The following is a 20,465-nucleotide window of genomic DNA, read 5'->3' as shown; positions in this document are numbered from 1 at the left end:
CTCCGGGATCAGGCGAGAACCCGAACTGGGGGAACATGAGGATGTCGTTCCCACCCCCAAGCCACCGATCAACGAGTTCGATCCTGATCGCGATGCGCCCGAGGATGACGCAGCCAGGGTCAAACGGGAAGCCGATCGCACTATGAACTGTAATGCCCGCAACGCATCGCTCGACCCCGATGACGGCATCGACCTGTGAGGAAGAAGCCCCACAGCAAACAAACCTTCCGGCTCGATATCGAACTGGCCAAATTGCTGGAGGAACGCGCTCATGCACGCGGCGTATCGCGCACCGAAGTGGTGGAGGCGGCGCTGATGTCCCTGCTGCAGTCCGATCAGGATGAGCGGATGGAAGCCGCTCTGGCAAGGCGGCTCGATCGCCTGTCACGGCAACTGGATCGGCTCGAATGGCATGTGGAGTTGACGAATGAGGCGATTGCCCTGTTCGTGCGCTTCTGGCTCACCAGCAATCCGCCGCTACCCGACACAGCAATGAAGGCGGCGCAGGCGATGGGCAAGAAAAGGTGGCACGGATTTGTGGAATCACTTTCCCGGCGGATGGAGGCGGGGCCGAAGCTGCGGGATGAAGTGGGGCGAGAGATACCGAGCGCAACTGACGCCTGATCTCACAATGCGCTCAAAGCTAGCGCGGCCGGCGGACAATCATCCATCCGCTTATCCCCCGGCGAGCTTATCGACCTTGGCGAGGAAAAAGCGCTCACTCCACAGATCAACCGATTTGAGATCGGCAGGACGCAGGAAGCGCTCGACATCCTTTGCCGCTTCCTTCCACTCGATCCGAGTGATTGTGCCAGAAAGCGCAGCCTTCAACCATGCCATGTCGACGTGGAGTGACCCGTCACCGGCCCATGGCCCTGCCTGAACGAGCGCGTTTTGCAAAAGGACGAAATTGGGTTCGAGCCCGCGCGAAACATACCAGGAGAAGTCGAACCAGTCGCGACCTTTGAGGAAGCCCCGGCATAGCAAGGCATGGATCTTCAGCGCAAAATTGGATGCCAGATCCTGATGGCGCACCTCATAGTCGGCTGGAAAATCAAGATAGGTGGTCGCCTCGGCCGATCCTGCGGGCGGGTTCACATCAATTTCCAGCTTGATCTTGATCGCCTTGCGATGGCCGGTGCCTGCGAATGACAAGTCGAGCTGGCTGGCGATGGAATCGTCCTTGAGCAGCGCTTGGCGAATGGCCGTATCCATACGCGGCTTGGGCTGAGCTTCCAGAGCCAGCCCGAACTGGCCGAACACCTCGGTCATCCCCTTGAGGTAAGGGGACCAGTCGAAGTCCATGTTCGGCACGCGCAGGAGAAAGTCCAAGTCCTCGGAAAAGCGTGGCAGGCCGTGCAGAATGCGCAGGCTGGTGCCGCCCTGGAACAAGGCACAATCGAAGAAATCGGTACGCCACAGCGCGTATAACGCAATCTCCTGGAGGATCTCCTTGAGCGCGTTTTCCTCTTCAAGCGCATTGGTGGCGCCATAGCGGCCGAGCTTTTCCTTGATGATGTCAATCATGCAGCGATCCCCTGCCTTGAGCCCGTTTTGTCGTCAGAACCACATCTTCAAGCTCGGAAAGGAAGGCGTTGACTGCCTTGTGCTTGTAGACCGACTTCACTGCGGCAAAGTCCTTTTGCGTCAATGCCAGAAGCGCCTCGTCATCGATCCGCATGCCACTGGTCAGCCAATCGAGGCTAGACCATTCCACCTTGCGCAGGGCGACAAGATCCATAAGGGCGCGCAGCGGCCTAGCGACAAAGGCGGTCAGCTTGTCGAAGGTCACCCGTTCGACGCCGCCAAGGAAGCAATAATCGGCAATGGCGAGCGGATGATATTTGAAGGAGCCGAATTCGGTGGCCGGGATCTCCAGCGTTTTACGCCCCGGCGTCACGCTGGCAGTGACAAGCACCGCCTCAGGAATCCAGCCATGGTAAGCCAGCGCGCTTTCAAAGGAAATATAGCTCCCGGGAAGCAAAGCCTGCGCCACCGCGAAGGGATGCACAGGAGCGCTTCGATGCGCCTTGGCAAGCGCATAAACCCCGCGCTTCAGGCGAATGAGTGACCCGTCCTTGAGGGCGCGGTTGACGAGGCCATAACGCCGGGCACCGCCTCCCCCCAGCAGTTCGCTGAGCTGGCGCTCATTGAAGACGCGGTCGCGCAGAGCGCTTGCGGATACCTGTTGCGCTAGGCTGGACATAAAATTCTCAATACTTCCTAATTATGAAAGTTTCAAGAATTTCTATATCTCCGCCTATGCGTACCATTCGAGCTGCAATTGACACCCTCAGTATACTCCGCTTCGCCAACCTCAGGGTTGGCTGCTGAGTGCGCTTGCGGCGACCAGTTGCGACGCGAGATCCCGGGAGGTCCGGGCCGCGCCCATCAGCGTCGCGGAGCCTGCCCCAGTCCAGTCACCATAGCCGGCAAGCCACAGGCGCGGTTCCTTGATAGATCGTTGCCCATCGACCTCTACCCGCCCGTCAGGCTCGATTACGTCGAGCGGCGCCAGATGATTGAGCGCGGCGCGAAAGCCGGTGCACCAGATGATGGCATCGACTGCCATTTCAGAGCCGTCGTCCCAGACGACGCCTATCGCACTAATTCGTTCGAAGGGGCGCACGGAGCTGAGATCGCCTCGGCCGCGTGCCTCCCTGACCGGCGGCACCATCACGATATCGCCAATGCCTCCGACCGGTGTCTCGCTCGGCCCTGCTTTCATCCGCGCGACCGCGCGCTCGAACAGGACACGGCCATCGACATCGTCTGGCAGGAATATGGGGTCTTGGGTCGTAACCCAGAGCGCGCGGGCGATCGGTGCGACCTCGGCCATGATCTGTGCGCCGCTGTTGCCACCGCCGACTACCAGCACCGTTTGACCCGCATAATCCTCAGGCCGCACATAGTGAGCCGAATGAACCTGTGTGCCCTTGAACAGGTTACGGCCCGGTATGTCGGGAGTGTAGGGATGCGACCACGTGCCCGTTGCGCTGACCACATGCCTTGCAGCAAATCGCCCTGAGCCGGTGGCGATCTCAAGATGATCGCCGACGCGTTCGACCGATGCCGCCCGGACGGGTCGCCGAACAGGCAATTGATAGCGTTCTTCGTACCGGCTCAGATAGCCCAGAACATCGTCACGGGTCGGGTAGCCGTCATGATTGGGCGGTGGCATCAGCCATCCGGGCAGTGAACTGTATCCCGCGGGCGAAAACAGCCGCAACGATTCCCAGCCATGCCGCCAGGCACCGCCGGGACCATCTTCGGCATCGAGGATCAGGAAATCAGCCTTGGCGCGGTGGAGGTAGTAGCCCAGCGACAGCCCCATCTGGCCACCACCGATAATGACGATGTCGTGGGTCTCCATGCACTCAGGCCTGAAGCCAGCGCGTGAGATCATCTTCCTTGGGCAAGCCGCCAGCATGGACGACTTTGCCGTCGATCACGATGCCCGGCGTTGAGACAATGCCGTACTTCGCCATCTCGGCGTAGTCGGTGATCTTTTCGATCGACGCCTCGATGCCAAGCGCGGCAGCAGCCGCCTTCACCATGTCTTCGGTCGTCTGGCATCGCTTGCAGCCGGGGCCGAGCACTTTGATGTCTTTCACGGGATTGATCCTTTTTAGGAGAACAGAGCGTTGAACAGGTAGCCCACGCCAAGGATGCCGGTGCCAACCACGGCAACAAACACCGCGATGAGCTTGAGGCTCAGCACCTTGCGTAGGATGATCATCTCGGGGAGCGACAGGGCGATCACCGACATCATGAAGGCGAGCACCGTGCCAAGCGCCGCGCCTTTGCCCAGCAGCGCTTCGATCACGGGGATGATCCCGGCGGCGTTGGAATACATCGGGATGCCGAGAAGAACTGCGGCAGGCACCGACCACCAGCTATCCGCGCCCATGATGCTGGAAAGCAATTCGGCGGGCACATAGCCGTGGATGAAGGCACCGGCAGCGATCCCGGCAATGATCCAGTACCAGACCTTGCCGACGATCTCCTTGACCGCGTCCCAACCCGCTTCGAACCGGTCGACCCAGGTCAGATGTTCGTCTTCCAGATCGACCGGGCCCGCGCGGACTTCACGCACCCAGGGTTCGAGCCAGCCTTCCAGATGCAGGCGGCCAATGACCCAACCCGACACGATGGCAATGGACAGCCCGAAGGCGAGATAGGTCAGCGCCACTTTCCAGCCCACCAGCGCAAACAGCAGGCCAAGGGCAATCTCGTTCACCATCGGTGCGGCGATCAGGAACGAGAAGGTGACGCCGAGCGGCACGCCAGCAGACACGAATCCGACAAACAGCGGCACGGCCGAGCAGGAGCAGAATGGCGTGACAATGCCGAGGTGCGCGGCGGCAATGTTGCCCAGCCCTTCGCGCTTGCCCGCCAGCAGGGCGCGGGTGCGCTCGGGCGAGAAGAAGGTGCGCACCACGCCCATCGCGAACACCACCAAGGTTAGCAGCATCAGCACTTTGGGCGTATCGTAGAAGAAGAACTCGACCGACGAAGCAAGATGACTACCGGGGGTAATCGGCAGTTGCGTGACCAACCACCGCGCGAAGGGTAGCAACTGGTTGTAGAGGACAAACCAGGCGGCCACGAAGATGGCGATCCCGGCAAACCAAATCCCTTGCGACTTGCGGGCCTGACCCAAGCTTGCGGCAATGGTGTTCATATCAGGCAGCCTTTTTCTGGCATTGTGCAGGAGCAGGCACGGGCAGTGCGGAAAGGATGGCATCAACAATGGCCACCGTTGCCGCCGGGAGATCGGGATTGCGGCGATAGCGGACCCATTGCGCGTCGCGCCGGTCGGTCAGCAGGCCCGCCACTTTGAGCCGTGCCATATGCCGCGACATTCGTGACTGGGTAGCGCCCAAGCGGTCCATCAACTCGCAAACACAATGCTCATCGCCGTCCCAGATGATTTGCAGGGCACGCAGGCGCGTTGGTTCTGACAGAGCAGTCAGCAGGTCATTGATGCGCATATCCATAAGCACTGAATATGCCGAAAAGCGCATATGCGCTTTGACGCAGATCAACGCCGATGAATGGTTTGACGATTCTGGAAATGTCGATTGACTTGGCCAGTGCTAAAGCTATTTCCATCATTCTCGAAAGGTGGATTGGATGGACGATCTCAACGCACAAGTCTGGGCTGTCGATGCCCTCGGTGCACTGGCGCACGAAACCCGGCTCTCGGTGTTCCGCATGCTGGTCAAGGCTGGCCCCGAAGGCATGATCGCTGGTGCCATCGCCGAACATCAGGGCGTGCCGCCATCCACCATGTCGCATCATCTCGCCACGCTGGAGCGCGCCGGGCTGGTCCAGTCGGAGCGCGAAAGCCGACTGATCCATTACCGCGCCGACTATCCGGGTATGCGCCGTCTGCTTCTGTTCCTGATGCAGGACTGCTGCCAGGGCGCGCCGGAAATGTGCGGCGATCTGATGGCCGATCTGGCCTGTAACCCATCCCAACCCCAAGACGCCTGAGGCTTCAAATGGCTGACAAGATCTACAACGTCCTGTTCCTGTGCACCGGCAACAGCGCCCGCTCTATCCTGGGCGAAGCGGTGATGAACAAGCTTGGCGCAGGCCGGTTCAAGGCCTGGAGCGCTGGCAGCCAGCCCAAGGGCGAGGTTCATCCCATGGCGCTCTCGGTGCTGAACGGCATGGGCTACGACACCACCGGTATGTATTCGAAAAACTGGAGCGAGTTCTCCAAGCCCGGTTCGCCGGAATTCGATTTCATCTTCACGGTTTGCGACAGCGCTGCTGGTGAGACATGCCCGGTCTGGATTGGCCATCCGATGACCGCGCACTGGGGCATCGAAGATCCGGCAGCTGTTGAGGGCGAAGGCCAGCGCGACGCCTTTCTGCAGGCCTTGCGCTACCTCACTAACCGCATCTCGCTGTTCCTGACATTGCCGCATGCCAGCATCGACGAGATGGCGATGAAGCAGAAGCTCAAGGAAATCGGCAAGGCCGAAGGTGCCAGCAGCGGAGCAAGCGCGTGACCGACATCGTAATCTATCACAACCCGGAATGCGGGACCTCGCGCAACACGCTGGCCATGATCCGCAATGCGGGCATCGAGCCGCACGTTGTCGAATACCTCAAGACACCGCCTTCGCGTGCCTTGCTCGAAAGCCTGATCGAACGGGCCGGCATCGCCCCACGCGCGCTGCTGCGCGAAAAGGGTACACCCTACGCGGAACTGGGCCTAGACAATCCTGATCTCACCGACGCGCAGTTGATCGACGCGATGATGGAACATCCCATCCTGATCAACCGCCCGCTGGTGGTCTCGCCGCTTAGCGTAAAGCTGTGCCGCCCGTCGGAAGAGGTCCTCGACCTCATTCCTGCCGCCCAGCGCGCTGCTTTCGTCAAGGAAGATGGCGAGCAGGTCATCGACGCCGCCGGCAATCGCGTCGCCGGCTGAAGCAGGAACGCCAATGACCGCCCAGCCCAAGCGCGAACGCCTGTCGTTCCTTGATCGCTATCTGACCTTGTGGATATTCCTCGCCATGGCGCTGGGCGTCGGGCTGGGGTCGACGTTCGAGGGCCTGCCTAAGGCCATCGATAGCCTTTCGTGGGGCAGCACCAACATTCCCATCGCCATCGGCCTGATCCTGATGATGTATCCCCCCCTCGCGCGTGTGCGGTATGAGGAACTGCCACGTGTGTTCGAGGACAAGCGGGTGCTGGCGATCTCCCTGATCCAGAATTGGATCATCGGTCCCGTACTGATGTTTACGCTGGCCGTGATATTACTCTCGGACAAGCCGGAATATATGACCGGCCTGATCCTCATCGGCCTCGCGCGGTGCATCGCCATGGTCATCGTCTGGAACCAGCTTGCCAAGGGTGACAACCAGTATGTCGCGGCGCTCGTGGCGTTCAACTCGATCTTCCAGATCCTGTTCTTCAGCGTCTATGCCTGGTTCTTCCTCGCTTTCCTGCCGCCGCTGTTCGGGCTGGAAGGCAGCGTCATCGATGTCAGCTTCTGGACGATTGCCGAAGCGGTGGAGATCTATCTCGGCATCCCGTTCCTTGCCGGATACCTGACGCGCAAATGGCTGGCGAAGGCCAAGGGCGATGAATGGTATGAGCGCACCTTCCTGCCGAAGATCGGACCGATCACGCTCATCGGGCTGCTGTTCACGATCACCGCGATGTTCAGCCTGAAAGGCGGCGAAATTCTTACGCTGCCCGGTGATACGATCCGCATCGCCATTCCGCTGACGATCTACTTCGTGGTTCAGTTCAGCATCAGCTTCTTCATGGGCAAGCTGATCGCCAGCGATTACCCGCGCACCACGGCAGTGGCATTCACGGCAGCGGGCAACAATTTCGAGCTGGCGATTGCCGTCGCTATTGCCGCGTTCGGGCTTGCCTCTCCGGTCGCCTTTGCTGCCGTCATCGGCCCTCTGGTCGAGGTGCCGGTGCTGATCCTGCTGGTCAACGTTGCGTTCTGGTTCGGACGGCGCTGGTTTCCGGACAGCGTTCCGGCAGACACGCGGGGATGAACATAGTTTCTGCGCCTGCATTGGGTCTGTTTGTCGCTGCCGCCTTCTTCGAGATCGCGGGCTGCTTCGCCTTCTGGGCTTGGCTCCGACTAGGTAAATCGATCTGGTGGCTCGCGCCGGGAACGGCTTCACTGGTGATCTTCGCATGGTTGCTGACACTGGCACCAACCGATGCGGCGGGACGCGCTTATGCCGTATACGGCGGCGTCTACATCGCCGCATCGCTGGCCTGGCTGTGGGTCGTCGAACGCCAGCAGCCGCATCGCTGGGATTTCATTGGAGCCGCAGTCTGCATTCTGGGCGCGGCAATCATCCTCTTTGCGCCGCGAACGGCGTGATGGAGATCGTTTGAATATGTCCGAGTATCCTCGTCTGCGCGCGCTTGCCGATCCAGGCCTGCTTCCTGCGCTCAAGCCCGAATATGCTCATCGCCGTCCTGCACTGGGCCTAGGCGAGCTCGATCCGCCACCACGCATATTGCTGCTTTACGGTTCGTTGCGCGGACGCTCCTATTCGCGTCTCGTCGTCGAGGAAGCCGCTCGGCTGCTGCAGTTTTTTGGCTGCGATACGCGTATTTTCGATCCGTACGATCTGCCTCTGCCGGATCAGGTCAAGGATGACGATCACCCGGCCGTGGCCGAACTGCGCGCGCATTCACTGTGGTCCGAGGCGCAGGTCTGGTGCAGCCCCGAACGTCACGGCCAAATCACCGGCATCATGAAGACGCAGATCGATCATCTTCCACTGGCCTATAAGGGGATGCGCCCCACGCAAGGCCGAGCGCTGGCGGTGATGCAGGTGAGTGCTGGATCGCAAAGCTTCAACAGCGTCAACACCTTGCGCATTCTCGGGCGCTGGATGCGAATGTTCACCATTCCCAACCAGTCCTCAGTCGCCAAGGCCTATGAGGAATTTGACGATGCCGGGCGGATGAAACCATCCAGCTATTACGACCGCATCGTCGATGTCGTGGAGGAACTGGTGAGATTCACGGTGCTATTGCGGCCCCACGCAGACCAATTAGTCGACCGCTATTCCGAGCGTAAGGATCGCAATGAACCGGTGGATACACCGGTGGAAGCCGCAGGAATATCTGCCGTCTGACGCACAACCGGCGAACTCCAGACAGGTGCATGACCCTCTCAAAAAAGCCTCAAAAGGAGGTTCAGCGTTTCTGGTAGCTACGCTCCTCCCTGTTTTTCTATCCCCCACTGCTACGACGCTAAATCCTTGTTGAACTAGCCCCTTTTCTGCGTCTCTTACTCGTCCCCGTCGAGCCGGACGATCCTGTCCCGCTCCCGAAGCGGGGTATCCGATGGGCGCTGAGCCAGTCCGAATTGAAGCACGTTCACGCGGCGCACGCATGCTGCGCACGGCGATGGGCGTATCGATCGGGACTTGGCTGGCTGACCCGCAGATCATCGAGATCATGCTCAATCCTGATGGACGCCTATGGGTCGACCGGTTGGGCATCGGACTGTCCGACAGCGGTGAACGCCTGACCGCAGCCGATGGTGAGCGCATTATCCGATTGGTTGCCCATCATGTGGGTGCCGAAGTTCACGGCGATGCACCACGCGTGTCAGCGGAGCTGCCGGAAAGCGGAGAACGGTTCGAAGGCCTCCTGCCACCCGTGGTGGCGGCTCCCACCTTTGCCATCCGCAAGCCCGCCGTCGCGGTGTTCCTGCTCGAGGACTATGTCAGCGCAGGAATCATGGGCGTAGCTGAAGCCGACAGGCTTCGTTCGGGCGTTGCAGAGCGGCTGAACATCCTTGTCGCTGGAGGCACTGGCACCGGCAAAACGACGCTCACGAACGCGCTGCTCGCCGAGGTCGCCAAGACCACCGACCGGGTGGTTCTCATCGAAGATACCCGCGAGCTCCAATGCCGCGCGCCAAACCTTGTGGCGATGCGGACCAAGGATGGCGTTGCCTCGCTATCCGATCTGGTCCGTTCCAGCCTTCGCCTTCGCCCTGACCGGATTCCGATTGGGGAAGTGCGCGGCGCCGAGGCGCTTGATCTCCTCAAGGCCTGGGGCACCGGCCACCCCGGCGGGATCGGGACGATCCACGCCGGAAGCGCCATCGGTGCCCTGCGGCGGATGGAGCAGCTGATCCAGGAAGCGGTCGTCACCGTCCCGCGCGCCCTGATCGCCGAGACCATCAACCTCATCGCCGTGCTGGTGCGTGACGGCACCGGGCGGCGTCTCGCCGAACTGGCCCGGGTCGACGGGCTCGACCCCGTCACCGGCGACTATCGCCTGATTCCCGCCACCCAAACCCAAGGAGACTCTCTATGATCCATGCCCTCCGGCGCGGCACCAATCGCGCTGCGCTCGCTGCGACTGCTGCTTTCGTGATGGTGACCACTGCCACCCCGGCGCATGCCGGTGGTTCGTCGATGCCGTGGGAAGCCCCGCTGCAGTCGATCCTCGAAAGCATCGAGGGGCCGGTCGCCAAGATCGTTGCCGTGATCATCATCATCGTCACCGGCCTCAGCCTGGCCTTCGGCGACACGTCGGGCGGCTTTCGCCGGCTGATCCAGATCGTGTTCGGCCTGTCGATTGCCTTTGCCGCATCGAGCTTCTTCCTGAGCTTCTTCAGCTTCGGCGGCGGGGCGCTGATCTGATGACGTCGGCAGACGAAATCCCCGGCTTCTATGCCCCGGTCCACCGCGCACTGGCCGAGCCGATCCTGCTCGGGGGTGCGCCGCGCGCACTCGCTATCGTCAATGGCACGCTGGCGGGCGCGATTGGCCTCGGCTTGCGGCTCTGGCTCGCTGGCCTAGCCATCTGGGCAATCGGCCATGTGCTTTCGGTTTGGGCTGCACGCCGCGATCCGCAGTTTGTCGATGTCGCGCGCCGCCATCTCAAATATCCGACCTGGGTGCGGCCATGATGTCGCTTCAGGAATATCGGACCAAATCCGCCAGTCTCGCAGACTTCCTCCCCTGGGTCGCACTGGTGGGGCCGGGCGTGGTGCTCAACAAGGACGGATCGTTCCAGCGGACAGCGCGCTTTCGCGGTCCCGATCTCGACAGTGCCACGCCCGCCGAACTCGTGGCCGTCACCTCCCGGCTCAACAATGCCCTGCGGCGGTTGGGCTCGGGATGGGCGGTTTTCGTCGAAGCGCAGCGCACCGCGGCGCAAGCCTATCCGCAATCCCGCTTTCCCGATCCTGTGTCGGCATTGGTCGACAGGGAACGCCGCGAACAGTTTCGTGAGGAAGGCGCGCATTTCGAAAGCGGCTATTATCTGACGCTGCTGTGGATGCCGCCGCCCGAGGAAGCCGCGCGCGCCGAAGGTTGGCTCTACGAAGGCAAGGCGTCGACCGGGGTCGATCCCAAGGAACTCGTCAAATCCTTCGCCGATCGTACCGACCGCGTGCTGCATCTGGTTGAGGGATTTATGCCCGAGGCAGCGTGGCTCGATGACGCCGCCACGCTGACCTATCTCCACAGCACGGTATCGACCAAGACGCAGCGCGTCCGCGTGCCCGAAACGCCGGTCTATCTCGACGCGCTGCTGGCCGATGAACCGCTGACCGGTGGGCTCGAGCCCATGCTCGGCGCCCATCATTTGCGCACGCTCACCATCACCGGCTTTCCGACGGCGACCTTTCCCGGGCTGCTTGATGAACTCAACCGGCAAGCCTTCCCTTACCGCTGGTCGACGCGGGCAATCATGCTCGACAAGACCGATGCCACCAAGCAGCTCTCGAAAATTCGGCGGCAATGGTTCGCCAAGCGCAAGTCGGTCGCCGCGATCCTCAAGGAGGTGATGACCAACGAACAGTCAGTGCTGATGGATTCGGACGCCTCGAACAAGGCGGCTGATGCCGACATGGCGCTGCAGGAGCTTGGCGCAGATCATGCCGGCATTGCTTATGTCACTGCGACGGTCACGGTCTGGGACCGCGACCCGGCGCTGGCGGCGGAGAAGCTGAGGCTGGTCGAAAAGGTCATCCAGGGCCGCGACTTCACCTGCACGATCGAAGGCATGAATGCGCTCGAGGCATGGCTCGGATCGCTCCCCGGCCATGTCTACGCCAATGTCCGGCAGCCACCCATTTCCACACTCAATCTCGCCCACCTGATCCCCCTGTCAGCGGTATGGGCGGGAGCGGAACGGGACGAGCATTTCGGTGACGCCCCCTTGCTTTACGGCAAGACCGAAGGCTCGACCCCGTTCCGCCTTTCCCTTCATGTCGGCGATGTCGGACACAGCCTCATCGTTGGCCCGACAGGGGCAGGCAAATCCGTGCTGCTGGCGCTGATGGCGCTGCAGTTCCGGCGCTACAAAGGCAGCCAGATCTTCGCCTTCGATTTTGGTGGATCTATCCGCGCTGCCGCGCTCGGCATGGGCGGCGACTGGCAGGATCTCGGCGGCGCGCTACATGCCGAGGAAGGCGACAGCGCTGCCGTCGCCCTGCAGCCGCTTGCACGGATCGACAACGCCGGCGAACGCGCCTGGGCCGCCGAATGGCTGGCGGCGATGCTGGCCGGCGAAGGCATGGTGATTGACCCTGCCGCCAAAGAGCATCTCTGGTCGGCCCTGACATCGCTTGCGTCCGCACCGCTTGCCGAACGCACACTCACCGGTCTCGCGGTCCTCCTGCAATCCCAGGAATTGAAGCAGGCACTCGCCCCGTATCTCATCGGCGGTCCGTGGGGACGGCTGCTTGATGCCGAACAGGAACGTCTGGGTGAGGCGTCCGTGCAGGCTTTCGAAACCGAAGGTCTAATCGGCGCGTCATCGGCCGCTGCTGTGCTCGCCTATCTGTTCCACCGGATCGAGGGGCGGCTCGACGGCTCACCGACCATGATCATCATCGATGAAGGCTGGCTCGTGCTCGACAGCCCGGCCTTCGCCGCGCAGCTGCGCGAATGGCTGAAGACGCTGCGCAAGAAGAATGCGAGCGTCATCTTCGCGACCCAGACCCTTGCCGACATCGAGACGTCGGCCATCGCGCCTGCCATCATCGAAAGCTGCCCGACGCGCATTTTTCTGCCCAACGAGCGCGCGGCCGAACCGCAGATCGCGCGGGTCTATGAGCGGTTCGGCCTCAATGATCGCCAGATCGAAATCCTGAGCCGGGCTACCCCGAAACGCGATTATTACTGCCAGTCGCGGCGCGGCAACCGGCTGTTCGAGCTGGGCCTCGGCGATGTCGCACTCGCCTTCAGCGCCGCCTCTTCCAAAACCGATCAGGTCCGCATCGCCGAGCTTGTCGCCGCCCATGGCCGCGAAGGCTTTGCAGCGGCCTGGCTCCAGAACCGCAGCCTCGAATGGGCGGCCGAGCTGCTTCCTCCCCCGCCGCCCGCACTTACGGACAAGGAAAACCACCCATGAAAATACCCGTCCTCCGCCGCGCTCTCATGGCGACGGCAATCGCCACTTCGCTGGTATCAGGCACCATGATCGCCGCGCCAGCGCAGGCCCAGTTTGGCGGGATCGTCTATGATCCCAGCAACTACGCGCAGAACGTGCTGACCGCCGCCCGTACGCTTCAGCAGATCAACAACCAGATCCAGCAGATCCAGAACCAGGCGACCAGCCTCATCAACGAGGCCCGCAATCTTGCCAGTCTGCCGGTCTCGACGATCCAGACGCTGCAGCAACAGGTCGACCAGACCCGCCAGTTGCTGAACCAGGCCCAGCGCATTGCCTATGACGTTTCCGACGTGCAGCAGGTGTTCAACGGCCGTTACAAAGGCGCGGCATTGACCGGCGGGCAGGCCCAGATGGTCGCTAACGCCAACGCGCGATGGCAGGACAGCGTCGGCGCCTTCGAAGACGCAATGAAGGTTCAGGCCGGGATCGTCGGCAATCTGGGTGCGACCCGCAGCTCGATCACGACACTGGTCGGCGCCAGCCAGTCAGCGACTGGGGCTTTGCAGGCGGCACAGGCCGGCAATCAGCTACTGGCTTTGCAAACCCAGCAACTCGCCGATCTGACTGCCGCCATTGCGGCGCAGGGCCGCGCGCAGTCGATAGAGGCCGCGCGCAATGCCGCGACCGAGGCCGAGGGCCGCGAGCGTTTCCGCCGCTTCCGGACCCGGAACTGACATGAGCCGGTCGGTCAAGCTGGCGGCAGCCGCCGCTTTTGGCGGATTGCTGATCGCGCTCGCGGTTGTTTCGGCAACGCGGCCGCCGGCTCGGCACGACACAACGACCTATGTCGCGGACGAGACAGGATCTCCGAACCCTCACGCCGCAGAACTCAAGCGCTGCAGCACGATCACCATGCCGGAATCGGGATGCGATGCGGTGTGGGAAGCTGAGCGACGCCGATTTTTCCATGGAAGGGACCGGCAGCCATGAATGATACCGGCGTCATCGACCAGTTTCTGACGGTCTTCACCCAGTATATCGACAGCGGCTTCGGATTGCTCGGCGGCGAGGTCGGCTTCCTGTCGACCACTCTCATCGTCATCGACGTGACCATAGCTGCCTTGTTCTGGGCCTGGGGCACCGATGAAGATGTGCTGCAGCGCCTGATCAAGAAGACGCTCTACATCGGCACTTTCGCCTTCATCATTGGCAACTTCTCGAATCTCGCTGGCATCATGCTCCAGAGCTTTGCCGGGCTTGGCCTACAGGCCAGTGGCAGCGGCATGGCCATCGGCGATTTCATGCGCCCCGGCGTTGTCGCCGCAACCGGCCTTGATGCCGGACAACCGCTGCTCGACGCCACCGCCGACCTTGTCGGACCGGTGGGCCTATTCACCAATTTTGTGCAGATCCTGATCCTGCTGATTTCCTGGCTGATCGTCGTCATCGCCTTCTTCGTGCTGGCGATCCAGGTCTTCGTCACCATCATTGAGTTCAAGCTGGTGACGCTCGCCGGCTTCGTGCTGCTGCCGTTCGCCTTTTTCGGGCGCACCGCCTTCATGGCCGAGCGCGTCCTTGGCCACATCATTTCCTCCGGCATCAAAGTGCTCGTGCTTGCCGTCATCACCGGCATTGGCACGACCCTCTTCACGCAGTTCATCAATGCCGGACTCGGGGTCGAACCCGACATCCAGCAGGTCATGGCGATTGCGCTCGCAGCGCTGACTTTGCTCGGCCTTGGTATCTTTGGTCCCAGCATCGCCAACGGCATTGTCTCAGGCGGCCCGCAGCTCGGCGCAGGCGCAGCGGCAGGCACTGCAATCGCTGCTGGCGCGACGATTGCGGGCGGTATCGCAGGTGCCAAGCTCGCGGCAGGTGCCGCCGGCTCGGCCATGGCTGGCGCGGCCACGGGCGGTGCTCGCGCGGCAGGCGGCGCATCGGGTGCCTATGCAGCCGGAGCCGCTGGCAAAACCGGACGGGCTGCGGCTGCTTCGGGTCTCGCCAATGTCGCAAAATCAGCCGCAAGCAGCGCGGCGTCACCACTTCGCCGCGCCGCGGACAGCCTCAAGGCGAACTATGCCGCTGGCAAGGCCGGGACGCCCGCCAATGCGGCAGCGACCGGTGCCGCCGATGGCCCTCCTGCATGGGCCACCGCGATGAAGCGGCGTCAGGCGATGACGCAGGGCGCCAACATGGCCTCGCATACCCTCAAGGGCGGCGACAGCCACGGCGGCGGCTCTGGCCCCGACATCTCTGACAAAAGCTGAAACTTCCGAAAAGGATCCGACATGTTTCGACGCCCCTCTATCCGCTACGGGACCAGTCCCGAGCCCGTCACGCCCTATCAACGCGCCGCCCAGGTCTGGGACGACCGCATCGGTTCAGCACGGGTGCAGGCGAAAAACTGGCGGCTCGCCTTCTTCGGTTGCCTTGCGCTTTCGGGAGGGCTGGCAGGCGGTCTCGTCTGGCAATCGGCGCGCGGCACGATCACGCCCTGGGTGGTCGAGGTCGACAAGCTCGGACAAGCGCAGGCCATCGCCCCTGCCGATGTCGATTATCGCCCGACCGACCCGCAGATGGCGTTCCACCTTGCTCGCTTCATCGAACAGGTGCGCGCCATTCCCGCCGATCCGATCGTGCTGCGGCAAGACTGGCTCAGGGCTTACGACTTCACCACCGACCGCGGCGCGCAGGCGCTCAATGACTATGCGCGCAACAACGATCCCTTTGCCCAAGTCGGCAAAGTGCAGGTCGCGGTCGATGTGTCGAGCGTCGTTCGTGCGTCGAACGACAGCTTCCGTGTCGGCTGGACCGAGCGGCGTTACCAGGATGGTGCACTCCTCGAAACCTCGCGGTGGTCAGCGATCCTGACCACCGTCGTGCAGCCACCACGCACCCCCGATGCCCTGCGCAAGAATCCGCTCGGCCTGTTCATCAACGCCATCAACTGGTCAAAGGAGCTTAGCCAATGATCCGCCCGACGCGCGCCCTGCGCACATCGATTATGCTCTCAGCGGTAACGCTGATCTGCATCCCTGCCCAAGCCATGGCGCGCGAACAGCGCGCTCAGCCGCATGCAATTCCTGCTACATCGGCGCAGACCGTTGAGCCTGCCGACCCGCGCGCCCGTGTTGGTAGAGCCAACGCTGCAGCGCGCGTGGAACCGGAGCGCACCAGCTATTTCAATGCCATCCAGCAATATGCCTATACCGATGGAGCCCTGTTCCAGATTTACACCGCACCGGGGCAGGTTACCGACATCATGCTGCAGGAAGGCGAGGAACTCGTCGGACCGGGGCCGGTCGCATCGGGCGATACGGTCCGCTGGATCATCGGCGACACGGTGAGCGGTGCCGGAGCATCGCGCCGCGTTCACATCCTCGTCAAGCCGACGCGGGCCGACATTCGCACCAACCTCATTATCAATACCAATCGGCGCACCTATCATCTCGAACTCAGTGCGACGAACTCGACCTATATGGCCGCAGTGTCCTGGACCTATCCGCAGGACGCCTTGATCGCCCTGCGTTCTGCCGAGGCCGAGCGTGAACGCACGGCTCCGGTGGCGGCGGGTATCGACTTCTCAAGCCTGAACTTTCGCTACCGCATCGGGGGCGATCATCCCGGATGGCGGCCAGTGCGGGTGTTCGATGATGGCCGGCAGGTGTTCATCGAGTTTCCAGGTGACATCGCGAGCGGCGATATGCCGCCGCTATTCGTGATCGGCGCGGACCAGGCAGCTGAGCTGGTGAACTACCGTGTGCAAGGCCGCTATATGGTTGTCGACCGGCTGTTTGAGCGTGCGGAATTGCGGCTTGGCGCAGGCAACAGCGCCAAGCAGGTTCGCATTGAGCGTGAACGCGCACGCCGCCGGAGCCGCTCATGAACACGAGACCGCAGGATGATGGCGTGCCACCGGTCACCAACCGGATTGTCGGGGCTGAAGTCGAGACCGACGTTGAAACTGACGTTGAGGTCGATGCCGAAGGCAATGAGCCTGACGACGAGCGCCAGGTTGCACCGGCCAACTCCGACGGGTTTCGCCTTGGCGGGGAACCGCCGCGGGTCATGCGTCTGTCGCGCAAGGCATTGGCGACTCTTGGTCTACTCGCCAGCGTAGGGATTGGCGGTGCGCTCATCTACGCACTTCAGCCCAAGAACCACGCGCCAGCCGAGAATCTCTACGACACGAACAGCCGCAATCGCGCGGACTCGGTCAACGGTGCGCCTGCCAACTACGGCGACGTGCCAAAATTGGGTCCTGCACTGCCCGGTGATCTCGGCGGCCCGATCGTTGCCGCGCGGCAGCGCGGGCAAAATGTCCCGATCCCGCCCATTGGCACCGCCCCGGCCGCAGGACAGCCCGATCCGCGGATTGCAGCCGCCGAACAAGCGCGCGAGCGCGCCGCGCAGGAGCGTGACAGCGCCCGGACCAGTCGCCTGTTTCTTGCCGGAGAGACCGGAACGACCGACAATCGGTCTGCAACCGCAGTAGGGCCAGCGCCATCAGGTTCGATACCGGGTGCCGATCCAGCCCAACCGTCTGCACCAACAGCCACTTCAAGCCGCCGCGCATTTCTCGGACAGCGCGGCAACCGCAGCACGGAAAGCCCTGAGCGCATCATGCGCCTTGCATCGCCTTACGTTGTGCAGGCCGGAAGCGTGATACCGGCAGCACTCATAACCGGCATCCGGTCCGACCTTCCAGGTCAGATCACAGCGCAGGTTACGCAGAACGTCTATGACAGCCCCACCGGCCGGATCCTGCTGATCCCCCAAGGCTCAAGGCTGATCGGTGAATATGACAGCGACGTAGCCGCCGGACAGAACCGCGTGCTGCTGGCTTGGGACCGCCTCATCCTTCCCGGAGGTCATTCGATCCTGCTTGATCGCCTGCCCGGCGCTGATGCTGCCGGTATGGCCGGCCTTGAAGACCAGACCAACTATCATTGGGGCAACATGCTCAAGGCCGCGCTCATTTCGACATTGCTGGGCGCTGGTACGGAGCTCATCTCGAACGGTGACAGCGATCTCATTCGGGCGCTGCGTTTCGGCACGCAGGACACCATAAGCCAGACTGGCAGGCAGGTCGTGCAACGGCAATTGAGCGTTCCGCCGACTCTGACCGTGCGTCCCGGATTTTCACTGCGCATCATAGTGACCCGCGATCTGGTGCTCGAACCTGTGCCTGCAGGAGGAACGCGATGACCCGTCTCAAACTGGCTGATCTGGCCGATGAAAAGCCGGTGCGGCTGACCTTGGAGCTCTCTGCCCGGCTTCACCGCGATCTGGTGGCTTATGCGCTCGCCGTAAACGGCGGGGATGCCAAAGGTGCGCCGACCACCGAGCGGCTTATTCCGCCCATGCTTGAGCGGTTTATCGCAACTGACCGGGCTTTTGCCAAAGCGCGCAAGACACCTCAGACGGGGTAACGCTCGTTGATCAGGGTAAAGAAGCGTTGCAGCGCCGGATTGACATTGTCTTCGCGCCAATAAACCGAAAATTCGAGGCGCGTCGTGCCGTTCTGATCGTGGATATCGCGGAAATGGAGTTCCGGCCATGTCACGCCCTGCGAGGCTTCGGTTGCGATTGATATGAAGCGACCGACCGACACAATGCTCAGCACGCTCTCGAGGCTGGTATTCTGCACGATGATGTTCGGCCGCCCGCCCTGTCCGGTCAGCCGCGCAGCAAGCAGATTGGCAAGAGTTGGACCAATGCCGCCGCCCGGCACCACGAACACTTCGCGGCGCAGATCACTCCAGTAGATCCGCTCGCTGTCGAGAAGCCGATGGTCCGACTGCAAGGCGACCATCAGCCTGTCAGACCAGACCGAGCGCGCCAGAATGCCGCTCTCTTCCATCCCCGCCGGTGCCACCGCGACATCGATGGTTCGCGATTGCAAGGCATTCAACAGCTTTTCCGGAGCGGCTTCCTCGCCATCGAATTGGACGTCAGGAAATCGGGTCAGATACTCGGAGAAGGTCTGCTTCAGATTGCCCGCCATCAGTGACGAGCTGTAACCGACCGCGAGACGCCCCTGTTCGCCATAGCTGACCGCGCGAGCGGTGGTCTGCAGATTGTCGATGTCGGTAATGATGCGCCGCGCGGACTCCAGAAAGACCTGGCCCATCTCGGTCGGCTCAGCTCCCCGCGTCGAGCGCGTAAACAACTTGATGCCGAGTTTGTCCTCAAGTTGCGTAACCCGCAGGCTCAGCGTTGCCTGCTTCATGTTGAGCGCCGTGGCAGCACGGGAAAAGCTTCGGGTATCTGCGGTCAGAACGGCGTAGCGAAGTTGCCGAACCTCGATCACTACTGGATCGATTCACTTGGGCACAGCATATCTTTCAGATCCAAGTTGACCTCCTAACTCAGGAATATTTCAACAAGTATTACAACAGCTTGGTGTCTAATCGATCAGTCTGAGGAGTTGGCGGCCTTCTTGTCAGGGAACCAAGAAGGCCGCCAACCCTAGCCGACATTTTGTCGACTGTTGCGACCCGACGGGGGTCAGGTTGACCATCAAATCACTGTGGCGGGCTTCGGACGCCTTGCTGACGGAGGAAGGCGACGACATCGGCACGTCGGTTTGGGTCTTCAAGACGGAACCGCATCCGGGTGCCTGGTACCACTCGTTCTGGACCTTGCAGCCAGCGGTCCAACGTTTGCGCAGACCACACAATATTGCTGGTGCGAAGCGCGGGAGAATAACTATATCTTGAGGCTGCACCGGCCCTGCGCCCATAGACTCCGCGCAGCGCCGGCCCAACGCGATTGGCGTCCAGTGAATGGCAGGCGCCGCAATTTGCAGCAAAAGCCTGCGCACCACGCACCGGATCACCGCTGCTTGCGCGCTCGGCAGCAGAAGACATGCTGCTGAAGCCAGCGATCACGACCACCGCTGCCAACATCGCTGTCGCGCTAAGACACAATTTGCCCAAACCAAGCATGCTCATCACCCGAACATGAAGGCGGCAGCGGGCAGTTTGTTGCCCAAGGCAGTGGTTAGCAAAGACCAATGCGCTGCTTCGTCTGCTGCGATTTTCGCCGCAACTTGAACAAGATCCGGGCTTCCAAGTGATGGCATCACGCCAATATAAGCGTTGGCGGCACCGCGTTCATGCACCTCAGCGAGACGCAGAATGTCGGCCTGGTTGCGAATCGCTGCGATGTTGAGGCTGATCATATACTCGGCGCGGCTTTTCGGGTCGACCGGCGCACCGCCAAGCTGCCGAACCGCGCCCACCAGCGCGTCGCGGTGTCCCTTGTGCTGGCTTTGAAACACAAGCGCAAGATCAAGCACCGATCGCTCTAGCAAACCACTTTCTGCGCCGATTTGATAGGCTTCGATTGCTTCATGCTCCAGCCCGAGTGCGACGTTGAGAATATCAATATCGCCCTGATGCGCGGCGACACCAGCAGCATTACTGCGAGACCGCGCAAGCGCGGGGACTCCCCCGATTACCCCAAGCGCGACCGCTGAAAGAACGCCCGTTCCGGCCATTCCTACAAGATTGCGACGTGACATTTTATTTTGATCCATCCTGACTTCCTTTCACTGAGCGCGGAATATGTCCGTCGCTGTCGGGCATTGGATG

28 protein-coding genes are annotated in these 20,465 nt (G+C 61.9%); 19 read left to right on the top strand and 9 right to left on the bottom strand.

Annotation, left to right across the window (positions count from 1 at the left end):
• Both AX735_RS19440 and AX735_RS19435 read left to right on the top strand, forming a co-directional pair.
• On the top strand, positions 1 to 199 hold a 199-nt coding region (locus AX735_RS19440), incomplete at its 5' end, for a hypothetical protein (protein WP_156447548.1).
• Complete coding sequence (locus AX735_RS19435) at positions 196 to 624, top strand: ribbon-helix-helix protein, CopG family (RefSeq protein ID WP_066283795.1); 429 nt, start codon at positions 196 to 198, stop codon at positions 622 to 624. The genes AX735_RS19440 and AX735_RS19435, both read left to right, overlap by 4 nt.
• Before the next feature lie 51 nt (positions 625 to 675).
• Here AX735_RS19435 and AX735_RS19430 read toward each other — a convergent pair whose 3' ends face one another.
• The 6 genes from AX735_RS19430 to AX735_RS19405 form a co-directional block, all read right to left on the bottom strand.
• Positions 676 to 1,527, bottom strand: a complete 852-nt coding sequence (locus AX735_RS19430) for a nucleotidyl transferase AbiEii/AbiGii toxin family protein (RefSeq protein ID WP_066283793.1) — start codon at positions 1,525 to 1,527, stop codon at positions 676 to 678.
• Positions 1,520 to 2,206 (bottom strand): type IV toxin-antitoxin system AbiEi family antitoxin domain-containing protein, encoded by a 687-nt coding sequence (locus AX735_RS19425; protein WP_066283790.1) that lies wholly within the window; start codon positions 2,204 to 2,206, stop codon positions 1,520 to 1,522. The genes AX735_RS19430 and AX735_RS19425 overlap by 8 nt, the downstream gene beginning before the upstream one ends.
• A 111-nt stretch (positions 2,207 to 2,317) precedes the next feature.
• The gene (locus AX735_RS19420) at positions 2,318 to 3,373 is read right to left on the bottom strand and encodes an ArsO family NAD(P)H-dependent flavin-containing monooxygenase (RefSeq protein WP_082751213.1); all 1,056 of its coding nucleotides are present in this window, start codon (positions 3,371 to 3,373) and stop codon (positions 2,318 to 2,320) included.
• 4 nt (positions 3,374 to 3,377) lie between these two features.
• Positions 3,378 to 3,614, bottom strand: a complete 237-nt coding sequence (locus AX735_RS19415; protein WP_066283782.1) for a thioredoxin family protein — start codon at positions 3,612 to 3,614, stop codon at positions 3,378 to 3,380.
• Between the two features lie 14 nt (positions 3,615 to 3,628).
• The gene (locus AX735_RS19410; RefSeq protein ID WP_066283778.1) at positions 3,629 to 4,684 is read right to left on the bottom strand and encodes a permease; all 1,056 of its coding nucleotides are present in this window, start codon (positions 4,682 to 4,684) and stop codon (positions 3,629 to 3,631) included.
• A 1-nt stretch (position 4,685) separates the two neighbouring features.
• Positions 4,686 to 5,000, bottom strand: a complete 315-nt coding sequence (locus tag AX735_RS19405; RefSeq protein WP_066283770.1) for an ArsR/SmtB family transcription factor — start codon at positions 4,998 to 5,000, stop codon at positions 4,686 to 4,688.
• Between the two features lie 136 nt (positions 5,001 to 5,136).
• On the opposite strand from AX735_RS19405, the gene AX735_RS19400 reads away from it, so the two are divergent.
• The 17 genes from AX735_RS19400 (at position 5,137) to AX735_RS19320 (ending at position 18,299) form a co-directional block, all read left to right on the top strand.
• On the top strand, positions 5,137 to 5,499 hold the full coding sequence (locus AX735_RS19400; protein WP_066283766.1) for an ArsR/SmtB family transcription factor: 363 nt from the start codon (positions 5,137 to 5,139) through the stop codon (positions 5,497 to 5,499).
• 8 nt (positions 5,500 to 5,507) lie between these two features.
• A complete protein-coding gene (locus AX735_RS19395) occupies positions 5,508 to 6,023 on the top strand; it encodes an arsenate reductase ArsC (protein ID WP_066283758.1) in 516 nt (171 codons plus the stop codon).
• Positions 6,020 to 6,448, top strand: a complete 429-nt coding sequence (gene arsC / locus AX735_RS19390; RefSeq protein ID WP_066283755.1) for an arsenate reductase (glutaredoxin) — start codon at positions 6,020 to 6,022, stop codon at positions 6,446 to 6,448. Before AX735_RS19395 ends, arsC begins: the two co-directional genes overlap by 4 nt.
• A 13-nt stretch (positions 6,449 to 6,461) precedes the next feature.
• On the top strand, positions 6,462 to 7,535 hold the full coding sequence (gene arsB, locus AX735_RS19385) for an ACR3 family arsenite efflux transporter (RefSeq protein ID WP_066283754.1): 1,074 nt from the start codon (positions 6,462 to 6,464) through the stop codon (positions 7,533 to 7,535).
• Positions 7,532 to 7,873, top strand: coding sequence for a YnfA family protein (locus tag AX735_RS19380; protein WP_066283752.1), 342 nt, complete (start codon positions 7,532 to 7,534; stop codon positions 7,871 to 7,873). The genes arsB and AX735_RS19380 overlap by 4 nt, the downstream gene beginning before the upstream one ends.
• A gap of 16 nt (positions 7,874 to 7,889) precedes the next feature.
• Complete coding sequence (gene arsH, locus AX735_RS19375) at positions 7,890 to 8,639, top strand: arsenical resistance protein ArsH (protein WP_066283744.1); 750 nt, start codon at positions 7,890 to 7,892, stop codon at positions 8,637 to 8,639.
• A gap of 259 nt (positions 8,640 to 8,898) precedes the next feature.
• Positions 8,899 to 9,834: a P-type conjugative transfer ATPase TrbB gene (gene trbB / locus AX735_RS19370; protein WP_446471838.1), complete on the top strand. Its 936-nt coding sequence runs from the start codon at positions 8,899 to 8,901 to the stop codon at positions 9,832 to 9,834.
• Entirely contained in the window at positions 9,831 to 10,163 is a 333-nt protein-coding gene (locus tag AX735_RS19365) for a TrbC/VirB2 family protein (protein WP_019054739.1), read from the top strand. The genes trbB and AX735_RS19365 overlap by 4 nt, the downstream gene beginning before the upstream one ends.
• Positions 10,163 to 10,432 carry a VirB3 family type IV secretion system protein gene (locus AX735_RS19360; protein ID WP_019054738.1) on the top strand — a complete coding sequence of 90 codons (270 nt, stop codon included), beginning with the start codon at positions 10,163 to 10,165 and terminating at the stop codon, positions 10,430 to 10,432. The genes AX735_RS19365 and AX735_RS19360 overlap by 1 nt, the downstream gene beginning before the upstream one ends.
• A complete protein-coding gene (gene trbE / locus AX735_RS19355; protein WP_066283732.1) occupies positions 10,429 to 12,885 on the top strand; it encodes a conjugal transfer protein TrbE in 2,457 nt (818 codons plus the stop codon). The genes AX735_RS19360 and trbE overlap by 4 nt, the downstream gene beginning before the upstream one ends.
• A complete protein-coding gene (trbJ, locus tag AX735_RS19350; protein ID WP_066283729.1) occupies positions 12,882 to 13,601 on the top strand; it encodes a P-type conjugative transfer protein TrbJ in 720 nt (239 codons plus the stop codon). Before trbE ends, trbJ begins: the two co-directional genes overlap by 4 nt.
• Before the next feature lies 1 nt (position 13,602).
• On the top strand, positions 13,603 to 13,857 hold the full coding sequence (gene trbK-alt, locus AX735_RS19345) for a putative entry exclusion protein TrbK-alt (RefSeq protein ID WP_066283721.1): 255 nt from the start codon (positions 13,603 to 13,605) through the stop codon (positions 13,855 to 13,857).
• Entirely contained in the window at positions 13,854 to 15,134 is a 1,281-nt protein-coding gene (gene trbL, locus AX735_RS19340) for a P-type conjugative transfer protein TrbL (protein WP_013831696.1), read from the top strand. The genes trbK-alt and trbL overlap by 4 nt, the downstream gene beginning before the upstream one ends.
• A 21-nt stretch (positions 15,135 to 15,155) precedes the next feature.
• A complete protein-coding gene (trbF, locus tag AX735_RS19335) occupies positions 15,156 to 15,839 on the top strand; it encodes a conjugal transfer protein TrbF (RefSeq protein WP_054109445.1) in 684 nt (227 codons plus the stop codon).
• Positions 15,836 to 16,753, top strand: coding sequence for a P-type conjugative transfer protein TrbG (gene trbG / locus AX735_RS19330; protein ID WP_066283713.1), 918 nt, complete (start codon positions 15,836 to 15,838; stop codon positions 16,751 to 16,753). Before trbF ends, trbG begins: the two co-directional genes overlap by 4 nt.
• On the top strand, positions 16,750 to 18,075 hold the full coding sequence (locus AX735_RS19325; RefSeq protein WP_066283708.1) for a TrbI/VirB10 family protein: 1,326 nt from the start codon (positions 16,750 to 16,752) through the stop codon (positions 18,073 to 18,075). The genes trbG and AX735_RS19325 overlap by 4 nt, the downstream gene beginning before the upstream one ends.
• A complete protein-coding gene (locus tag AX735_RS19320) occupies positions 18,072 to 18,299 on the top strand; it encodes a DUF2274 domain-containing protein (protein WP_066283704.1) in 228 nt (75 codons plus the stop codon). Before AX735_RS19325 ends, AX735_RS19320 begins: the two co-directional genes overlap by 4 nt.
• Here the strand turns inward: AX735_RS19320 and AX735_RS19315 are convergent.
• From AX735_RS19315 to AX735_RS19310, 3 genes are all read right to left on the bottom strand, one after another.
• Complete coding sequence (locus AX735_RS19315; RefSeq protein ID WP_231750186.1) at positions 18,287 to 19,180, bottom strand: LysR family transcriptional regulator; 894 nt, start codon at positions 19,178 to 19,180, stop codon at positions 18,287 to 18,289. The genes AX735_RS19320 and AX735_RS19315 overlap by 13 nt on opposite strands.
• A gap of 214 nt (positions 19,181 to 19,394) precedes the next feature.
• Complete coding sequence (locus tag AX735_RS27105) at positions 19,395 to 19,739, bottom strand: c-type cytochrome (RefSeq protein ID WP_137776184.1); 345 nt, start codon at positions 19,737 to 19,739, stop codon at positions 19,395 to 19,397.
• An 83-nt stretch (positions 19,740 to 19,822) separates the two neighbouring features.
• Positions 19,823 to 20,410 carry a ferritin-like domain-containing protein gene (locus AX735_RS19310; protein WP_066283694.1) on the bottom strand — a complete coding sequence of 196 codons (588 nt, stop codon included), beginning with the start codon at positions 20,408 to 20,410 and terminating at the stop codon, positions 19,823 to 19,825.
• Positions 20,411 to 20,465 lie beyond the last annotated feature (55 nt).

The sequence above is a fragment of the Blastomonas sp. CCH1-A6 genome, from assembly GCF_001556365.1.
Lineage (GTDB): Bacteria > Pseudomonadota > Alphaproteobacteria > Sphingomonadales > Sphingomonadaceae > Blastomonas > Blastomonas ursincola.
The sequence above is the reverse complement of the archived record's forward strand: the minus strand, read 5'-3'. Positions and strand labels throughout refer to the sequence as shown.